Origin of the sequence: Yoonia sp. R2331, assembly GCF_041103235.1 — a bacterium.
GTDB lineage: Bacteria > Pseudomonadota > Alphaproteobacteria > Rhodobacterales > Rhodobacteraceae > CANMYO01.
The window spans coordinates 849,132-863,429 of sequence record NZ_JBGCUN010000001.1 but is presented as its reverse complement, the minus strand read 5'-3'; the positions used below and the strand labels follow the sequence as shown (position 1 = coordinate 863,429).

Sequence of the window (14,298 nt, the reverse complement as noted above, 5' to 3'; positions counted from 1 at the left end):
AAAGGCCCGATATGACCCGCATCCTGATTCCATCTGGCGCACTTGGTCTGGGCTATGACCAGACCGCCCTTGACCGCGGCATCGCCGCAAAACCCGACCTGATTGCCATTGATGGCGGGTCCACCGACAGCGGGCCATCCTATCTGGGGCGCGGCGTGTCAAAATACACCCGCGCCAGCACCAAGGTGGAATGGGCCGGGCTGATCCGCGCCCGCGCCGCTGCCGGATGCCCGCTGGTCATTGGCACCGCTGGCACCTGTGGCACTGACAGCACCGTCGACTGGCTGGTCGACATCACGCGAGAGGTCTTGGCCGAGGAAAACATGGCCGCCACCATTGCCACGCTGAAGTCCGAACAGGCGCAGGTGGGCGACATCACCCCCCTGCCCGGCGCACCTGATGTGGATGCCGCCACGATTGCCCAATGCACCCATGTGGTGGCACTTGCAGGTGCCGAACAGATACAGGCCGCGTTGGGCACCGGCGCCGACATCATTATCGCGGGTCGCACCACCGACACCGCGATCATCGCCGCCCTGCCCCTGCAAAACGGCGATGACCCGGGCGGGGCTTGGCACGGGGCCAAGATCGGCGAATGTGGCGCGCTCTGTGCCACCAACCCGCAGTCTGGCGTGATCCTCGTGGATTTCGACGCGCAGGGCTTTACCGTCACGCCGCTGGCCGACGGTGCCCATGCGACGCCCCATACCGTCAGCGCGCATATGCTCTATGAAAACTCCGATCCCTTCATCCTACACGAACCGGGCGGCCATCTGGACGTGACCGCCGCCCGCTACGCAGCTCTCGACGATACCCGTGTCCGGGTCGAAGGTGCCAAATGGGTGCCTGCGGCGAGCTACACGGTCAAGCTCGAAGGGGCGCGGGTCGTGGGCTATCAAACCATCATCATGGCCACGATCCGCGATGCACATTACGTGGCTAACGTGCAGGCGTGGTGTGACGACATCGCCGCCAAACATGCAATCAAAGTGGCCGACCGGCTGGGCGATGTTGCCCACACGACAGAGCTGCGGATCATCGGCCAATCCGCGACGCTGGGTGATCTGGAAACACGGCAGACGACACCACACGAAGTGGGCGTGATGGGCATTGTCACCGCCGCAGATCAGGACACGGCGCGCGCGATTGCCATGCTGCTGAACCCCTACCTCTTGCACCACCCCCTGACCCGTGGCGAGGAACAGCCCACGTTCAGCTTCCCATTCTCACCCGCTGAAACCGACCGGGGCGCGGTCTATGGCTTTGCCTTGCACCATGTGATGGAACTTCATGACCCGATGGCGGCGTTCCGGCTTGAGGTTCTGCAATGACAACCGTTGGTGACGTGGTGGTCAAGGTCCGGTCCAAGAACGCAGGGCCATTCTGGCTGACCGTTGATATCTTCTGCGGCAACGGCGCTGCCTTCGACCGGGTTGTGGCGGGTCTGTCCACGGACCGGGTCGCCGCCGCCTTCGCTGTGACGCCAGAAATGCTCAAACGCTTTGATATTGCCGATTTGCATGTCGTTAAATTTTCGTTACCGCGTCCGACCATCCAAGGAGACGTTCAAGACCGTGATATGCATGGCGCTGGTTGGGCTCCGCTGGTGGCAGAGATGGCTTTGAACTGACGTGCGGTGGATTAAGTAAACCCAACTTCAGACAATCATACGCATGGGTTGTGCATGCGATGTGCATCGGATGTGTATTGGCGGATTTGGGGTTAATGGTACCACCTCCTGGTCTCGAACCAGGGACCTCTTGATCCACAATCAAGCGCTCTAACCAACTGAGCTAAGGCGGCACTGGGGCGGATTTAGCGCCCCTGCAGGGCGATTGCAAGTCCCTTGGGTCTGTCATAAAGGGTGAAGATCAGGAGGGTCCCATGGGCATCAACGACGAACGCGACATCGAAGCAAATTTGCAAATCGGACCAACCGATCATGGGATGGTGCGGCTCTTCATTGAAGGCACCGGCGTTGAGATCCCGATGGATTTTGAGCCCGACGAAGCCCTTGAAATCGCCGAAGAAATCAAGGCCGCCGCCATGGCAGCACAGGCCGTCAAGAAGCGCTGAAGATTTTTCGTCGAAGAATCTAAGGTCCCGAATTTTCGACGAAAATTCGCCGCCCTACCAGGCGATCTGGAACCCCGGATCACGCGCCGCCTGCGCCCGAATTGCGGCGTGGCGGGCAATTTTCTGGACCATCACCTTGCGCCTTGCGGCCGCCAGTTTGGTCTCTGGCCCCATGCGGATGATCTCTGCGTCATAGGCATCTGCAATGATCAGGCCTGTGCCCTCCGGCAGTAGCTCTGTCGGGAAATCCTGATCCACCGCCCAAAAGAACCGATCGCACCATTCAAGATAACTTTGCCATTTGTGGTCAGACTGAAAATCTGCGCGGGATGACTTGCACTCGATCACCCAGATCTCGGACTTCGGGCCCAACCCCATGACGTCCACCCGCAGGCCAGAAGTCGGCACAAGTTCCTCAACACTGACAAAATCATGGCTCCGCAAATGCCGCGACACCCCGCGCGCCAGCAGTTGACCGGGCATCAGGGCAGGGATTTGGGCGTCATCAGGCATGGCTCAAATATGAACAAAAGGTAAACATCGGTCAAGCCAGCCCGGAAATAGGGCTGAATTGCGGCACATTGACCCGGCGTCATCGGACAAAAAGCCCCTTGTCCGTCATGTTTCCGCCGTGATTGGAAAGCAAAACAAATGCAACACAAGTTTTTTGGAGTTGTCCGATGTCCCTGTTTTCTGATGTGACCTTCATGGAAATCTGCCTGACCCTCGTGACCCTTGCGGTCGCAGAGCGGACGATCCTGCCTTATCTGCCCAAAAGCCTTGTTGGCCCCAACGGTCTTTTGCTGAAAACAGCCTCCTAAGACCTTGCCCCAAGCCCCCTGCCCGCCTACCTAAGTTGTCGGCGGGCTTCTGCTCTTCTCGTGTTCACGGTGGCTACATTCCAGTGGCCTTAAGCAAATCCGAGGGAGCTGGCTCTGTCTGAGCCCTGGTTCAGTTATCCGGCGCCCACCTGTATATACAGGTCCTCGGGAATAAGCCCCCAACGGTCGCTGCGGTTCCCGCCACTTTTCTTCTCACGACACCACGCTAGGTCCTCCTGTAAAGGAGACCTCCATGCGCCTCATCCCATTGATCCTCGTTCTGACGCCCCTTGCCGCCAATGCTGATGTCACTGTCACCTTTGTGGAAGGCGCGCCGAAGGACCAATTTATCCTGGAAAATCAAGGCTGTGATCTTGGTACATTTGACCTGACGATCAATCTTGCGGCTGCCCCTGCCGGCCTGATCTTTGATGTCACAGGCAGTGGTGCCGGGGTCGAGGTTCTCCAACCGGTCGAGGTTGTGACAGGCGCCGTCACTATGACTGACGTTGCTGATGGGGATCAGGTGCTGACGTTGACGATCACCGATTTTGACGCAGGCAGCGTAGCCATCATCAGCGCAGACATTGATGACACGCAAGCCGCTGGTGCGCTTGGACAAATCCGCGTCGCAGGATCAGAAATTGCAGGTGCAACGCTCGCCAGCCCTAACGGCAATCTTGCCGAATTTGATGATATGGCGCGGGCTGTTTTGCCCACACCGGACTGCATCGGCTAATCAGAATTTGTCTGGCATGATCTCGTGGGCCATGTGGTCCAGCACGGCATTGACAAAGCGCGGCTCCTTGCCTTCGGGAAAGAAGGCCCCGGCAACATCGACAAACTCGGTAATGATGACCTTGGGTGGCGTATCACCAATCAGCATCTCGGCCCCTGCTGCCCGAAACAGCCCGCGCAACGTGGGGTCAATCCGGCCCAGCGGCCATTTCGCCACCAGCGCCCGATCCGTGGTCTGGTCGATCTTGGCTTGCTCGTCCACAGCGCGTTCCATCAAGGCGCGGAAGGTGTCGACATCACCTTCCTGCATCTCTTCACCGTCATAGACTGCGCCAAAGCGGTGGTCTTCGAATTCAACCATAACCTGATCTACGGTCTGGCTTGCAGCCTCCATCTGGAACAGGGCCTGAACGGTATAAAGCCGCGCCGCTGACTTCATTTTGCGGCGTTGATTATTCGAGATAGTCATACGGTTTCACCGCCCTTCGCCAGCAACGTCCGGCCAAAACCGATGCCCTTGTTCTTGGCGTCTTTCATGCCGCGTGCCAGTGCGATGAGATGCACCGCAGCCTCTGCCGCAGCACCGGCAGTGTCCAGCCGGTTTGCATCAGCACGTTCTTCGGCCTGGTCCTTGTTTTCCACGGTGATGATGCCGTTGCCGATGCAAAGTCCCTGCAATCCCAACAACATAATGCCATGCGCGGACTGATCCACCACCACATCATAATGGCTCGTCCGACCCCGGATCACGCAACCCAACGCGACGAAACCGTCAAAATTGCCCATGCGGTTGGCAATGCCAATCGCCGTTGGGATTTCTAGCGAACCGGGCACTTCGATGGTTTCATGCGTCGCACCCGTGGCTTCAATCTTGGCACGGGCGCTGGCCAGTTGAGCCTCCGATATCGCGGTGTAGTAAGGGGCAATCACGATGCCGATTTTGCAAGGCTCATCGAACTGCGGTAGGTCCATCGCGTTGTCAGAATGACCAGCCATTATCCAATCTCCGAGATTTTTCGAGTGCCAACGATTTCAAGGCCATAGGCGTCAAGACCAACCACTTTGGGCTGGGGCGAGTTGGTGGCAAGAACGATTTCTGTCAGGCCAAGCGACGACAAAATCTGCGCGCCCAAACCGTACTGCCGTAGGGTTTGGGGCGAGGTTTCTTCCTCGGCGTCCAGCTTCATATGAACATCGCGCAGCAACACCAATGCGCCGCGTCCTTCGTTGGCGATCAACTGCATCGCGTCGCCAAATTCATCCCGCCGACCCCGCGGTCCAACACCGACAACATCCAACATCGGATCCATCGCATGCATCCGCACCAAAACGGGTTCATCGGTGGAAATATCGCCCTTAATCAATGCGATATGCTCTGCCCCTTGTGTCTCATCGGTGTAAATCCGCAGCTCCCATTCGCCGCCAAATTCGGACTGTATGGTGCTGGTTTCGCGGACGCGGACAAGGTTGTCGTGGCGGCGGCGGTAGGCGATCAAATCGCTGATCGTGCCGATCTTCAGCCCGTGCAGCTGCGCAAAGGCGATCAGGTCCGGCAGGCGGGCCATTTCACCATCGTCCTTCATGATCTCACAGATCACCCCGGATGGGTTGAGGCCTGCCAGACGGCTGATATCCACGGCGGCTTCGGTATGTCCGGCCCGAACCAAAACGCCACCGGCACGGGCGCGCAACGGGAAGACATGGCCCGGCGTGGCAATGTCGGCAGCACCTTTGGTCGCATCAATTGCCACCGACACGGTGCGCGCCCGATCATGGGCAGAGATACCGGTGCTCACACCTTCGCGGGCCTCGATTGAGACGGTAAAGGCGGTTTCGTGGCGCGAGGAATTATAGGTGCTCATCAGCGGCAGGCCGAGGGCGTCAATCCGCTCACCCGGCAGTGACAGACAGATCAGTCCGCGTCCGTGTGTCGCCATAAAGTTGATCGCGTCGGGCGTCGCCATTTGCGCGGGGATCACCAGATCACCTTCGTTTTCGCGGTCCTCGTGATCCACCAGAATGAACATGCGCCCATTGCGGGCATCTTCAATGATATCTTCGATCTTGCTGATGGCATCCGACCAATCAAGCTCGACCGGACCGGGGGTTTCAAATGGCTGGCTCATCGCGGCATCCCTTGGCAGTTAGGGGGCAGATAACGCAGGTGTGCTGCCTTGGAAAGGGCAGCGACGCCCCGTCAGGGGTGGTTTGCGGCAAAGTAGCTCTGGGCGGGCAGATAACCTGCTGTCCGCATCGCCTCGGCCCAGTCTCGTTCGTCCATCGTGTCACCGATCAGCAGATACCGGTCGGCGGGTTGGCCGTGACGGGCTGCAATGGCGCGGAGATGATCGCGCATGGTGGACCACGGCAGATGCGGGGCCGGCGCGGCGTAGGATGCATCCAATTCGGGGATCGTCCTGATCCCGCTGTGCAACAGCCCGACCCGGTCCGTTTGGTGTAAGGCCGCAAGATGCGCACGTCGGTCTTCCGGCAGCGTCTGACCCGCGCGCAGAACTTGCAAGGCATTGGAAGAGAACAGGAAACCCACGAGGTCGTGACCAGTTGCAGCGCGCACGCCTGCGTAGGTCTTGTACGGCAACCCAAGCTCTGCGGAGCGACGGACTCGCAGCCGGATCACCTCAACCGGCAGTTTGGGCAAAAGGTCCGCGCGGGCCTTGCGCCAGACGTGGCGGCGCCAGCTTTGGCCCGGCTCTGCTACACGGCCAGAATTATGACCGATGCCAGCGGTCATCCGTATTCCCGCAAGCGTGCGACATAGCGGGCCATGGTGTCGATTTCCAGATTGATGCTGTCACCCACGCGCACATCACCCCAAGTTGTCGCGACTTTGGTGTGTGGAATGAAGTTGATGCCGAAATTTGGGCCTTCTACTTCGTTCACAGTCAGCGAGGTGCCGTTCAGTGCAACCGACCCCTTGGGCGCAATGAATTTCGCCAGATCGTCGGGCGCGCGAAATGTGACGCGCGTGCTGTCGCCTTCATCTTGCATTGCCACGACCTTTGCCACGCCATCAACATGTCCGGACACGATATGCCCGCCCAACTCGTCCCCCACCTTAAGAGCGCGTTCCAAGTTCAAACGACCTCCGATTGCCCAACCACTAACATTTGTAGCGCCCACGGTTTCTGCCGAAATCTCGACATCGAACCAGTTCTGCGGGTCGGTCCCAAGGGCGATCACCGTCAGGCAAACACCGTTGCACGCAATCGACGCCCCGATATCAATGCCCGCCACGTCATAGGCCGTGCCGATCCGCGCGCGCAAATCGCCGCGCTGTTCAAGTGCCAGTACCTGTCCGATATCGGTGACAATTCCGGTAAACATGACGCAATCCCCTTGCCTTTCCCATGACCTAGCCGTTGACAATGATGCAGACAAGGCACGCGGCGGCAGCATCTGAACCCAGAGCCATCTTTTTGCCGTAACCTTCTGTTAAACCCGTATTCATCTGTTCTGAACTAATGTGCCAATCGTGAGTGAACCACACCGATTTTTGTTCCTTCAGGGTCCCCACGGACCTTTTATGCACCGCCTTGCCAAGATGTTGCGCAAAGCCGGTGCAGAGGTTTGGCGCGTCGGGTTCAACGCAGGTGACCGGGCGTTCTGGTTTGGTGCTCCTGGCTACATTCCGTTTCGCGGCACACCTGACACCTGGCCAGAAACGTTTGCCGCCCTCGTTGCCCAACATGCGATCACCGACATTGTGCTTTATGGTGACACGCGCCCGATACATGCCGATGCGATTGCACGCGCCCAGGCGATGGGCTTGCGGGTTCATGTCTTTGAAGAAGGCTATATGCGGCCCTATTGGGTAACTTACGAACGGGGCGGTACAAACGGCAATTCCCGGCTGATGAACCTGAGCATTGACGACATGCGCAAGGCGTTGGCCCTATCCGATCTTGAGGTCCCGACCCCACCGGCCCATTGGGGCGATATGCGCCATCACGTCTTTTATGGCGCGCTTTACCATTGGTTCGTGATGTTCCGAAACGGGGACTATCGCAACTTTGCCCGGCATCGCGAACTGCCCGTCGCGGCCGAGGCTTACCTTTACACCAAGCGATTACTGCTAATGCCGCTGATCGCACTCGACCGGCGGATCGCTACGTTGCGCATCCGGTATGGCGGCTTTCCCTATCATCTGGTTCTGCTGCAACTGGAACATGACAGCAGTTTTCAAATGCACTCTCCTTTCGCGCGCATGGAAGAGTTTTTGACGGTTGTCATGAAAGGCTTTGCCGACGGCGCGCCGCAACATCACCATTTGGTGTTCAAGGCGCACCCGCTTGAAAATGGCCGTTCGCCCATCAGGCGGATCATCAAACGATTGTCCAAGGAATTGGGTGTCAAAGGCCGGGTACACTATGTGCGGGGCGGCAAACTTGCCGCACTTTTGGATCATGCACGCACCTCAGTCACAGTGAATTCAACCGCAGCCCAACAGGTGTTGTGGCGCGGCATTCCGCTGAAAGTGTTTGGCGATGCAGTCTATGCCAAGCCTGAATTTGTCTCTCATCAGCCGCTGGCCGACTTTTTCACCGCCTCTGACCGGCCCGATAGCCGCGCATACAAGGATTACCGGAGGTTCCTACTGGAAACCTCTCAGGTACCCGGCGGGTTCTATTCGGCGCGCGGCAGGCGACAATTGATGCGTCAGGTCGTGGATATGATGTTGTCCGATCAGGACCCCTATGATGCGCTGGCGGCGGGCAAGACGCCGCCACGCCAACCCTTGCGGATCGTGAAATAACCACCACAAGACCTTGCGCCGCGGGTACACAATCGCGGCATTGACGCAACACCCATTGTCCCTGATCCGGAAACGGCGCGCGCGCCAACTATCTTTTGCGCCCGGATTCCCGTACCTTAAAAGAAAAACTTGAGGCAACAATAACAGGTCGAGGAGACCGAGCAGTGCTATCCCTAACGTTGCGCCTGTCCAAAGGCGTGGCCCTCGTGGTGACCCTTGGCCTTGTGGCCAGTTGCGGTCTGCCGCGCTCTGGGCCGAACAAGGCAGAAATCTTTTCCGGTTCCGTTTTGCGCGAAGGCGATGCCTTTGTCCTGACGGTTGACGACCGGGTCAATGCCATCGCCGCCGTCGCACCTGCGCTCGGCTTTTCGTCCGCATTCCTGAACGCGGGACAGCTGGGGGCCGACACGATCAGCGCCGGCGACACGCTGGGTCTGACGATCTGGGAAAACGTCGATGACGGTTTGCTGGTCCCGACCGGCCAAAACGCGACGATCCTTGAAGAGGTGCAGGTCGATGGATCTGGCTTTATCTTTGTGCCCTACGCAGGTCGCGTTCGTGCAGCTGGCAATACGCCAGAGGCCGTGCGCCGCGTGATTGCAGAGAAGTTGGCAGATCAGACCCCTGACCCACAGGTGCAGGTGCGCCGCCTTGCTGGTAATGGATCAACCGTGGCCGTGACGGGTGGTGTCAACGCATCCGGCGTCTATCCGATTGAACAGCCGACCCGCACGCTTGGCGCGATGCTGTCCGCCGCTGGCGGCGTGGGCATTGCCCCCGAAACAGCACGTGTCACCGTTGTGCGCGGCAGCCATCGCGGCTCGATCTGGTACGAAGACCTGTTCAAGAACCCGCGCAATGACATCGCACTACGCAACGGCGATCAGATTGTTGTTGAAGAAGATACGCGTTTCTTCACGGCACTTGGGGCCACCGGCACGCAAGACCGGGTTCAGTTCTTTGATCAGTCCATTTCGGCCATCGAAGCAATCGCGCAGGTTGGCGGCCTATCAGCCACAGCAGCTGACCCAACCGGTGTTTTTGTGTTCCGTAACGAACCCGAGGCGATTGCAGAGCAATTGGTAGGTGAAGACCTGATCGGCACCCAACGGATCGTATATGTCCTTGATCTGACACAGCCAAATGGCGTCTTCATGGCCCGCGATTTTGCGATCCGTGATGGTGACACCGTCTATGTGACCGAGGCACCGTTCGTGCAGTTCAACAAGACCATTGCCGCTGCGACCGGGTCGCTGGCCGCTGTGAACACGCTGAACACAGCCGCTGGCAACTAACGCATGGCGCATACGCCCAATACCGCCGCCGCGGGGGAAACCCTGCGGCGGCTTTACGTTTACAACGGTGGGTTTCTGACCCAGACCCGTACCCGCCGCATCTTGTCGCTGGCGGGCTTTGACATCAAATTGGGGAAGCCGGGTGATGGTGATGCGGTGGGCGTCTGGGGCCAAAGCCCCACTGCCCCACGGGGAGAAGCCGTCGCAGCCCACACCGACGCCCCCATTGTCAGGATTGAAGATGCGTTTCTGCGGTCTGTCCTGACCGGGCGCGACGGCGATCCTGCACTGGGGCTGCACATTGATCATCATGGTGTGCATTTTGACCCCACAACCCGGTCCGATCTCGAACGCCTGCTGGCCGAGGACCCTTTGGACGATGCGCATCTGTTGGCTCGCGCCAAGAACGCGATGGCGGACATCCAACGCCTGCATCTGTCGAAATACAACGCTTTTGACCTTGCCCTGCCGCCGCCCGACCCAGGCTATGTGTTGGTCATCGACCAGACCCGTGGGGATGCCAGCGTCAAAGCCTCTGGCTGCGATCTGAACACATTCCGCGAGATGTTGTTTTACGCGCAAACCGAACATCCCGCCGCACGCATCCTGATCAAAACCCACCCCGAAACCACGGCGGGTCATCGTGATGGGTATTTTAGCGAGAGCGATTGCACCGACCGGATCAGCTTGCTCGACACGCCACACTCCCCCTATGCGCTGTATGAAGGGGCGATTGCGGTCTACACGGTCTCTTCTCAAATGGGGTTTGAAGCGGTGCTGACCGGGCACAAGCCCGTGGTTTTTGGCCAACCGTTTTATATGGGCTGGGGCCTGACAGATGACCGCAAACCGTTGGACAGGCGCCAACGCAAACTGACCCGTGCGCAGCTATTTGCGGCGGCCATGATCCTTTATCCCACCTGGTACGATCCCTATCGCGACAAACTGTGCGAGGTTGAGGATGTGATCGCCACGCTTACCGCGCAAGCGCGCGCCTGGCGCGACGACCATCGTGGCTGGGTCGCACATGAAATGCGGATGTGGAAACGCGCACCGCTTCAAAAGGTCTTTGGCGGGGTCAAGCCGTTGACGTTTGATGCGCCCCCCAAAGACGGCCAGCGGCAAATGGTTTGGGCGGGGAAAATCACGGATTTTCTGGAGAAAACCGGTGTTTTCAGGGTCGAAGACGGCTTTCTACGCTCCAATGGGTTGGGGGCCGAACTGATCCCTGCGCTTTCGCTGGTGCTGGATGATCTGGGTATCTACTACGATCCGCGCCGCGAAAGCAGGTTGGAACAGTTGATCGCCGCATCGGTTGATCTGCCTGATGGCGCACGGCTGCGGGCGGAAAAGCTGATTGCACAGATCAACAAGGCGGGGCTTTCCAAATACAATATTGGGGATGGTGTTGATCTGCCCGATGTAGCGCAGGCGCGCCGCATTCTTGTGCCGGGTCAGGTCGAAGACGACGCTTCGATCAAGCTGGGCGCGGGCGAGGTCAAGACCAACGCCGCCCTTCTGGCAGAGGTGCGCCGGATCAATCCGGCCGCTGTGATCCTTTACAAGCCGCACCCCGATGTTGAGGCGGGATTGCGCCCCGGTATTGTCCCTGACGCGGGTGATTTGGCGGACGTGGTGCTGTCGGGCGTCGATCCGATTGCGGCACTTGATCACGTGGACGAGGTCTGGACGATGACATCCCTTTTGGGGTTCGAGGCTTTGTTGCGCGGCAAGTCCGTCACCTGTCTGGGCACGCCATTCTATGCGGGCTGGGGCCTGACTGATGATCGGGCGATGCCTTTGGCGCGCCGGGCAGCGACGCCCGATCTGATCGCACTGACCCATGCTGTTTTGATCGACTATCCCCGCTACTTTGATCCTGTGACAGGAATGGCCTGCCCAGTCGAGGTTGTCGTGGAACGTTTGCAAACCGGGGACGTGCCGCGCCCCGGTCGGGGCAATCGGCTGTTGTCGAAACTGCAAGGCTGGTTGGCGAGTTTCGCGCCCCTGTGGCGCTAGGCAGGATGCCAGCGGTGGTAGATGTCGCCGCTGATCTGCGTGACCTCTGACAGAACGAAACGTGGAGCATCCTGCAACCGGTCAAAGCCCATATCGCCCACAGATGCCGTCCCGTCCGCACCAACGACCGCACCACCGCCAAAGACAATCATTTCGTCCACAAGACCGGCGCGCAGAAGCGATGCCGCCCAGGCGCCACCGCCTTCGCAAAACACCCGCGTCAGTCCCTTGGCGGCAAGTGCCTCCAGAACGCTGGCGGGGTTGAGCCCCTGCCCGTTTGTCGCGCAGGAAAGCAACGTGGCACCGATCTGCGGCCAATTGCCTTGCGGCGCATCAGCGCCATGACACAGCCATAGCGGTTGATCGTTGGCCGTGCGGGCCAGCTTGCTGTTTTGCGGCAGGTTGAGCGATTGGCTGACAACAACGCGCACCGGTTGCGGCACATCTCCCATATCGCGCACATCCAGCATGGGGTCATCAGCGCGGGCCGTGCCGCCACCCACCATCACCGCATCATGGCGTGCGCGCATTGCATGCACGGCGCGCCGCGCGTTTGGACCGGTGATCCACTTGCTGTCACCGGTGCGGGTTGCGATGCGCCCGTCCAACGTTGTTGCGAGCTTAAGCGTCAGCCATGGCCGGTTCTGCTTGATCCGATTGAAGAAACCCGCGTGATCACGATTGGCTTCTGCCTCCCCAACGCCCATGTCCACGGTGATCCCTGCCTCTTGCAGCATCGCCACGCCTTTGCCTGACACACGGCTGTCGGGATCTGTTGTTGCGATGACGCAGCGGGCAATCCCGGCGGCGATCAGTGCTGCGGCACAGGGTGGTGTTTGCCCGTGGTGCGCACAGGGTTCAAGCGTGACATAGGCCGTTGCACCCCGCGCGGCGTTCCCTGCCTGTGCCAATGCCCGCGGTTCCGCATGGGGCCTGCCACCGTCTGCCGTATACCCGCGCCCAACAATTACCCCGTCCTTGACGATGACGCAGCCCACAGCCGGATTAGGCCAGACACGACCCATCCCACGCTGCCCCAACATCAGGGCCAGCGCCATGAACCGCGCGTCTTGGGCGGCGGTCACGTGTCTGACTTGGTGTCCGGGCGCAGTTCATCCATGAACTTTTCAAAATCATCAGCGGCTTGGAAGTTCATGTAAACGCTGGCAAATCTGACATATGCTACGGTGTCGATCCGCGCGAGGCTTTCCATCACAATTTCACCGATTGTCTTGGACGGAATGTCGGTTTCACCCATGCTTTCCAGCCGCCGCACAATGCCAGAGATCATCTGATCAATCCGCTCCGGTTCAACCGGGCGCTTTTGCATCGAGATCCGGATCGAACGTTCCAGCTTGTCGCGGTCGAAATCTTCGCGTCGACCATTGGATTTGATCACTACAAGATCACGCAGTTGCACGCGTTCGTAAGTGGTAAATCGTCCACCGCAGGCCGGGCAAAACCGGCGCCGTCTGATGGCAACGTGATCTTCGGCGGGGCGTGAATCTTTGACTTGTGTGTCAACGTTTCCGCAAAAGGGGCAACGCATATCCTGACCTCTTGTTGTCTGCCTCTTGGGTGTATCCCCAAGTTATCCACAGGCACTATAGGATGTCTGCTAGGTTTTGGGTAGCCCGGATTTTGACCCCCCTTATCTGGCATCCGTTGCCAAAGTTTTTGACCAATCTCATAACCCGACTGTCCTGCTCAAGGTGCTATCCAATCTACCGGCAGCCGAAAGGGTTTGCGCCAATTCACAGTATCGTTTGGGTCATATTGGTCTGGTCATTCCCCCCACGGACCGTCAGACTAGGGACAGGGAACACAATCGCCATGACTTTGCTCAAGTTTGATACATCTTCTTCTGTGCGCTGCACCGAATGCCCGATCCGTCATCGCGCCGTTTGTGCGCGATGCGACGACGATGAATTGAGCGTGCTAGAGTCGATGAAATCCTACAAGTCGTTCACCGCGGGGCAGACGATCCTGTCGCGGGGGGACGACCTGACCTATGTCGGTTCGGTCGTGCAAGGGATGGCAACGCTGTCTAAAACGCTCGAGGATGGGCGGACGCAAATGGTTGGGATGTTGATGCCATCCGATTTTGTCGGTTGGCCGGGGCGCACGCATATCGACTTTGATGTTGCTGCGATGACCGACACGACATTGTGCTGCTTTCAGCGCAAACCGTTTGAAAAGATGCTGTCTGAGACACCGCATGTCGCACAGCGCCTGGCCGAAATGGCGCTGGACGAGCTGGATGCAGCGCGAGACTGGATGGTGTTGTTGGGCCGCAAAACCGCACGCGAAAAGATTGCGACATTTATCGAGATGTTGGCCCGCCGGACCGAACACCCCGACATCGAAGGACAGACCCACAGCCTGACTATGCCGATGACGCGCGAGCAGATGGCCAACAATCTGGGTCTGACGCTTGAAACAGTAAGCCGCCAAATCAACGGCCTGAAGAATGACGGCGTGATCGCCTTCAAGGACCGCCGCACCTTTGATGTGCTGGATCAATCCGCACTGAAAAGCGCCACTGGCGACTGACCCCTGCCCTCAAACGCATGAT

Annotated in this window: 17 protein-coding genes and 1 tRNA gene; 9 read left to right on the top strand and 9 right to left on the bottom strand. The window is 59.0% G+C overall.

Going from position 1 to position 14,298, the window contains the following annotated elements:
- Positions 1 to 11 precede the first annotated feature (11 nt).
- Positions 12 to 1,331: an acyclic terpene utilization AtuA family protein gene (locus AB3Y40_RS04385; RefSeq protein WP_369437583.1), complete on the top strand. Its 1,320-nt coding sequence runs from the start codon at positions 12 to 14 to the stop codon at positions 1,329 to 1,331.
- A complete protein-coding gene (locus AB3Y40_RS04380; protein ID WP_369437582.1) occupies positions 1,328 to 1,630 on the top strand; it encodes a DUF4387 family protein in 303 nt (100 codons plus the stop codon). The genes AB3Y40_RS04385 and AB3Y40_RS04380 overlap by 4 nt, the downstream gene beginning before the upstream one ends.
- Before the next feature lie 96 nt (positions 1,631 to 1,726).
- On the opposite strand, the gene AB3Y40_RS04375 is transcribed toward AB3Y40_RS04380, so the two are convergent.
- Positions 1,727 to 1,803 (bottom strand) — tRNA-His (locus AB3Y40_RS04375).
- Between the two features lie 81 nt (positions 1,804 to 1,884).
- Between AB3Y40_RS04375 and AB3Y40_RS04370 the strand changes: the two genes are divergently transcribed.
- Complete coding sequence (locus tag AB3Y40_RS04370; RefSeq protein ID WP_369437581.1) at positions 1,885 to 2,076, top strand: DUF6324 family protein; 192 nt, start codon at positions 1,885 to 1,887, stop codon at positions 2,074 to 2,076.
- A gap of 54 nt (positions 2,077 to 2,130) precedes the next feature.
- Here AB3Y40_RS04370 and AB3Y40_RS04365 read toward each other — a convergent pair whose 3' ends face one another.
- Complete coding sequence (locus AB3Y40_RS04365) at positions 2,131 to 2,589, bottom strand: MmcB family DNA repair protein (RefSeq protein ID WP_369437580.1); 459 nt, start codon at positions 2,587 to 2,589, stop codon at positions 2,131 to 2,133.
- A gap of 167 nt (positions 2,590 to 2,756) precedes the next feature.
- On the opposite strand from AB3Y40_RS04365, the gene AB3Y40_RS04360 reads away from it, so the two are divergent.
- Together AB3Y40_RS04360 and AB3Y40_RS04355 are read left to right on the top strand one after the other, a co-directional pair.
- Entirely contained in the window at positions 2,757 to 2,897 is a 141-nt protein-coding gene (locus AB3Y40_RS04360; RefSeq protein WP_369437579.1) for a hypothetical protein, read from the top strand.
- A 253-nt stretch (positions 2,898 to 3,150) separates the two neighbouring features.
- Complete coding sequence (locus tag AB3Y40_RS04355) at positions 3,151 to 3,636, top strand: hypothetical protein (protein WP_369437578.1); 486 nt, start codon at positions 3,151 to 3,153, stop codon at positions 3,634 to 3,636.
- Here AB3Y40_RS04355 and nusB read toward each other — a convergent pair whose 3' ends face one another.
- The 5 genes from nusB to AB3Y40_RS04330 form a co-directional block, all read right to left on the bottom strand.
- Positions 3,637 to 4,104, bottom strand: coding sequence for a transcription antitermination factor NusB (gene nusB, locus AB3Y40_RS04350; RefSeq protein WP_369437577.1), 468 nt, complete (start codon positions 4,102 to 4,104; stop codon positions 3,637 to 3,639).
- Entirely contained in the window at positions 4,101 to 4,631 is a 531-nt protein-coding gene (locus AB3Y40_RS04345; protein WP_369437576.1) for a 6,7-dimethyl-8-ribityllumazine synthase, read from the bottom strand. Before AB3Y40_RS04345 ends, nusB begins: the two co-directional genes overlap by 4 nt.
- On the bottom strand, positions 4,631 to 5,761 hold the full coding sequence (gene ribB, locus AB3Y40_RS04340; RefSeq protein ID WP_369437575.1) for a 3,4-dihydroxy-2-butanone-4-phosphate synthase: 1,131 nt from the start codon (positions 5,759 to 5,761) through the stop codon (positions 4,631 to 4,633). Before ribB ends, AB3Y40_RS04345 begins: the two co-directional genes overlap by 1 nt.
- A 71-nt stretch (positions 5,762 to 5,832) precedes the next feature.
- A complete protein-coding gene (locus AB3Y40_RS04335; RefSeq protein WP_369437574.1) occupies positions 5,833 to 6,387 on the bottom strand; it encodes a hypothetical protein in 555 nt (184 codons plus the stop codon).
- Positions 6,384 to 6,980: a riboflavin synthase gene (locus AB3Y40_RS04330; protein ID WP_369437573.1), complete on the bottom strand. Its 597-nt coding sequence runs from the start codon at positions 6,978 to 6,980 to the stop codon at positions 6,384 to 6,386. The genes AB3Y40_RS04335 and AB3Y40_RS04330 overlap by 4 nt, the downstream gene beginning before the upstream one ends.
- 199 nt (positions 6,981 to 7,179) lie before the next feature.
- On the opposite strand from AB3Y40_RS04330, the gene AB3Y40_RS04325 reads away from it, so the two are divergent.
- From AB3Y40_RS04325 to AB3Y40_RS04315, 3 genes are all read left to right on the top strand, one after another.
- Positions 7,180 to 8,409, top strand: a complete 1,230-nt coding sequence (locus AB3Y40_RS04325; RefSeq protein WP_369437572.1) for a capsule biosynthesis protein — start codon at positions 7,180 to 7,182, stop codon at positions 8,407 to 8,409.
- Positions 8,410 to 8,573: 164 nt separating this feature from the next.
- The gene (locus tag AB3Y40_RS04320) at positions 8,574 to 9,704 is read left to right on the top strand and encodes a polysaccharide biosynthesis/export family protein (RefSeq protein WP_369437571.1); all 1,131 of its coding nucleotides are present in this window, start codon (positions 8,574 to 8,576) and stop codon (positions 9,702 to 9,704) included.
- Positions 9,705 to 9,707: 3 nt separating this feature from the next.
- Positions 9,708 to 11,723 (top strand): capsular polysaccharide biosynthesis protein, encoded by a 2,016-nt coding sequence (locus tag AB3Y40_RS04315; protein WP_369437570.1) that lies wholly within the window; start codon positions 9,708 to 9,710, stop codon positions 11,721 to 11,723.
- On the opposite strand, the gene ribD is transcribed toward AB3Y40_RS04315, so the two are convergent.
- The gene (ribD, locus tag AB3Y40_RS04310) at positions 11,720 to 12,808 is read right to left on the bottom strand and encodes a bifunctional diaminohydroxyphosphoribosylaminopyrimidine deaminase/5-amino-6-(5-phosphoribosylamino)uracil reductase RibD (protein ID WP_369437569.1); all 1,089 of its coding nucleotides are present in this window, start codon (positions 12,806 to 12,808) and stop codon (positions 11,720 to 11,722) included. The two genes, AB3Y40_RS04315 and ribD, sit on opposite strands and share 4 nt — an antisense overlap.
- Entirely contained in the window at positions 12,805 to 13,272 is a 468-nt protein-coding gene (gene nrdR, locus AB3Y40_RS04305; protein WP_369437568.1) for a transcriptional regulator NrdR, read from the bottom strand. Before nrdR ends, ribD begins: the two co-directional genes overlap by 4 nt.
- 284 nt (positions 13,273 to 13,556) lie before the next feature.
- Between nrdR and fnrL the strand changes: the two genes are divergently transcribed.
- Positions 13,557 to 14,276, top strand: coding sequence for a transcriptional regulator FnrL (gene fnrL, locus AB3Y40_RS04300; protein ID WP_369437567.1), 720 nt, complete (start codon positions 13,557 to 13,559; stop codon positions 14,274 to 14,276).
- The last annotated feature ends 22 nt before the right edge of the window (positions 14,277 to 14,298 follow it).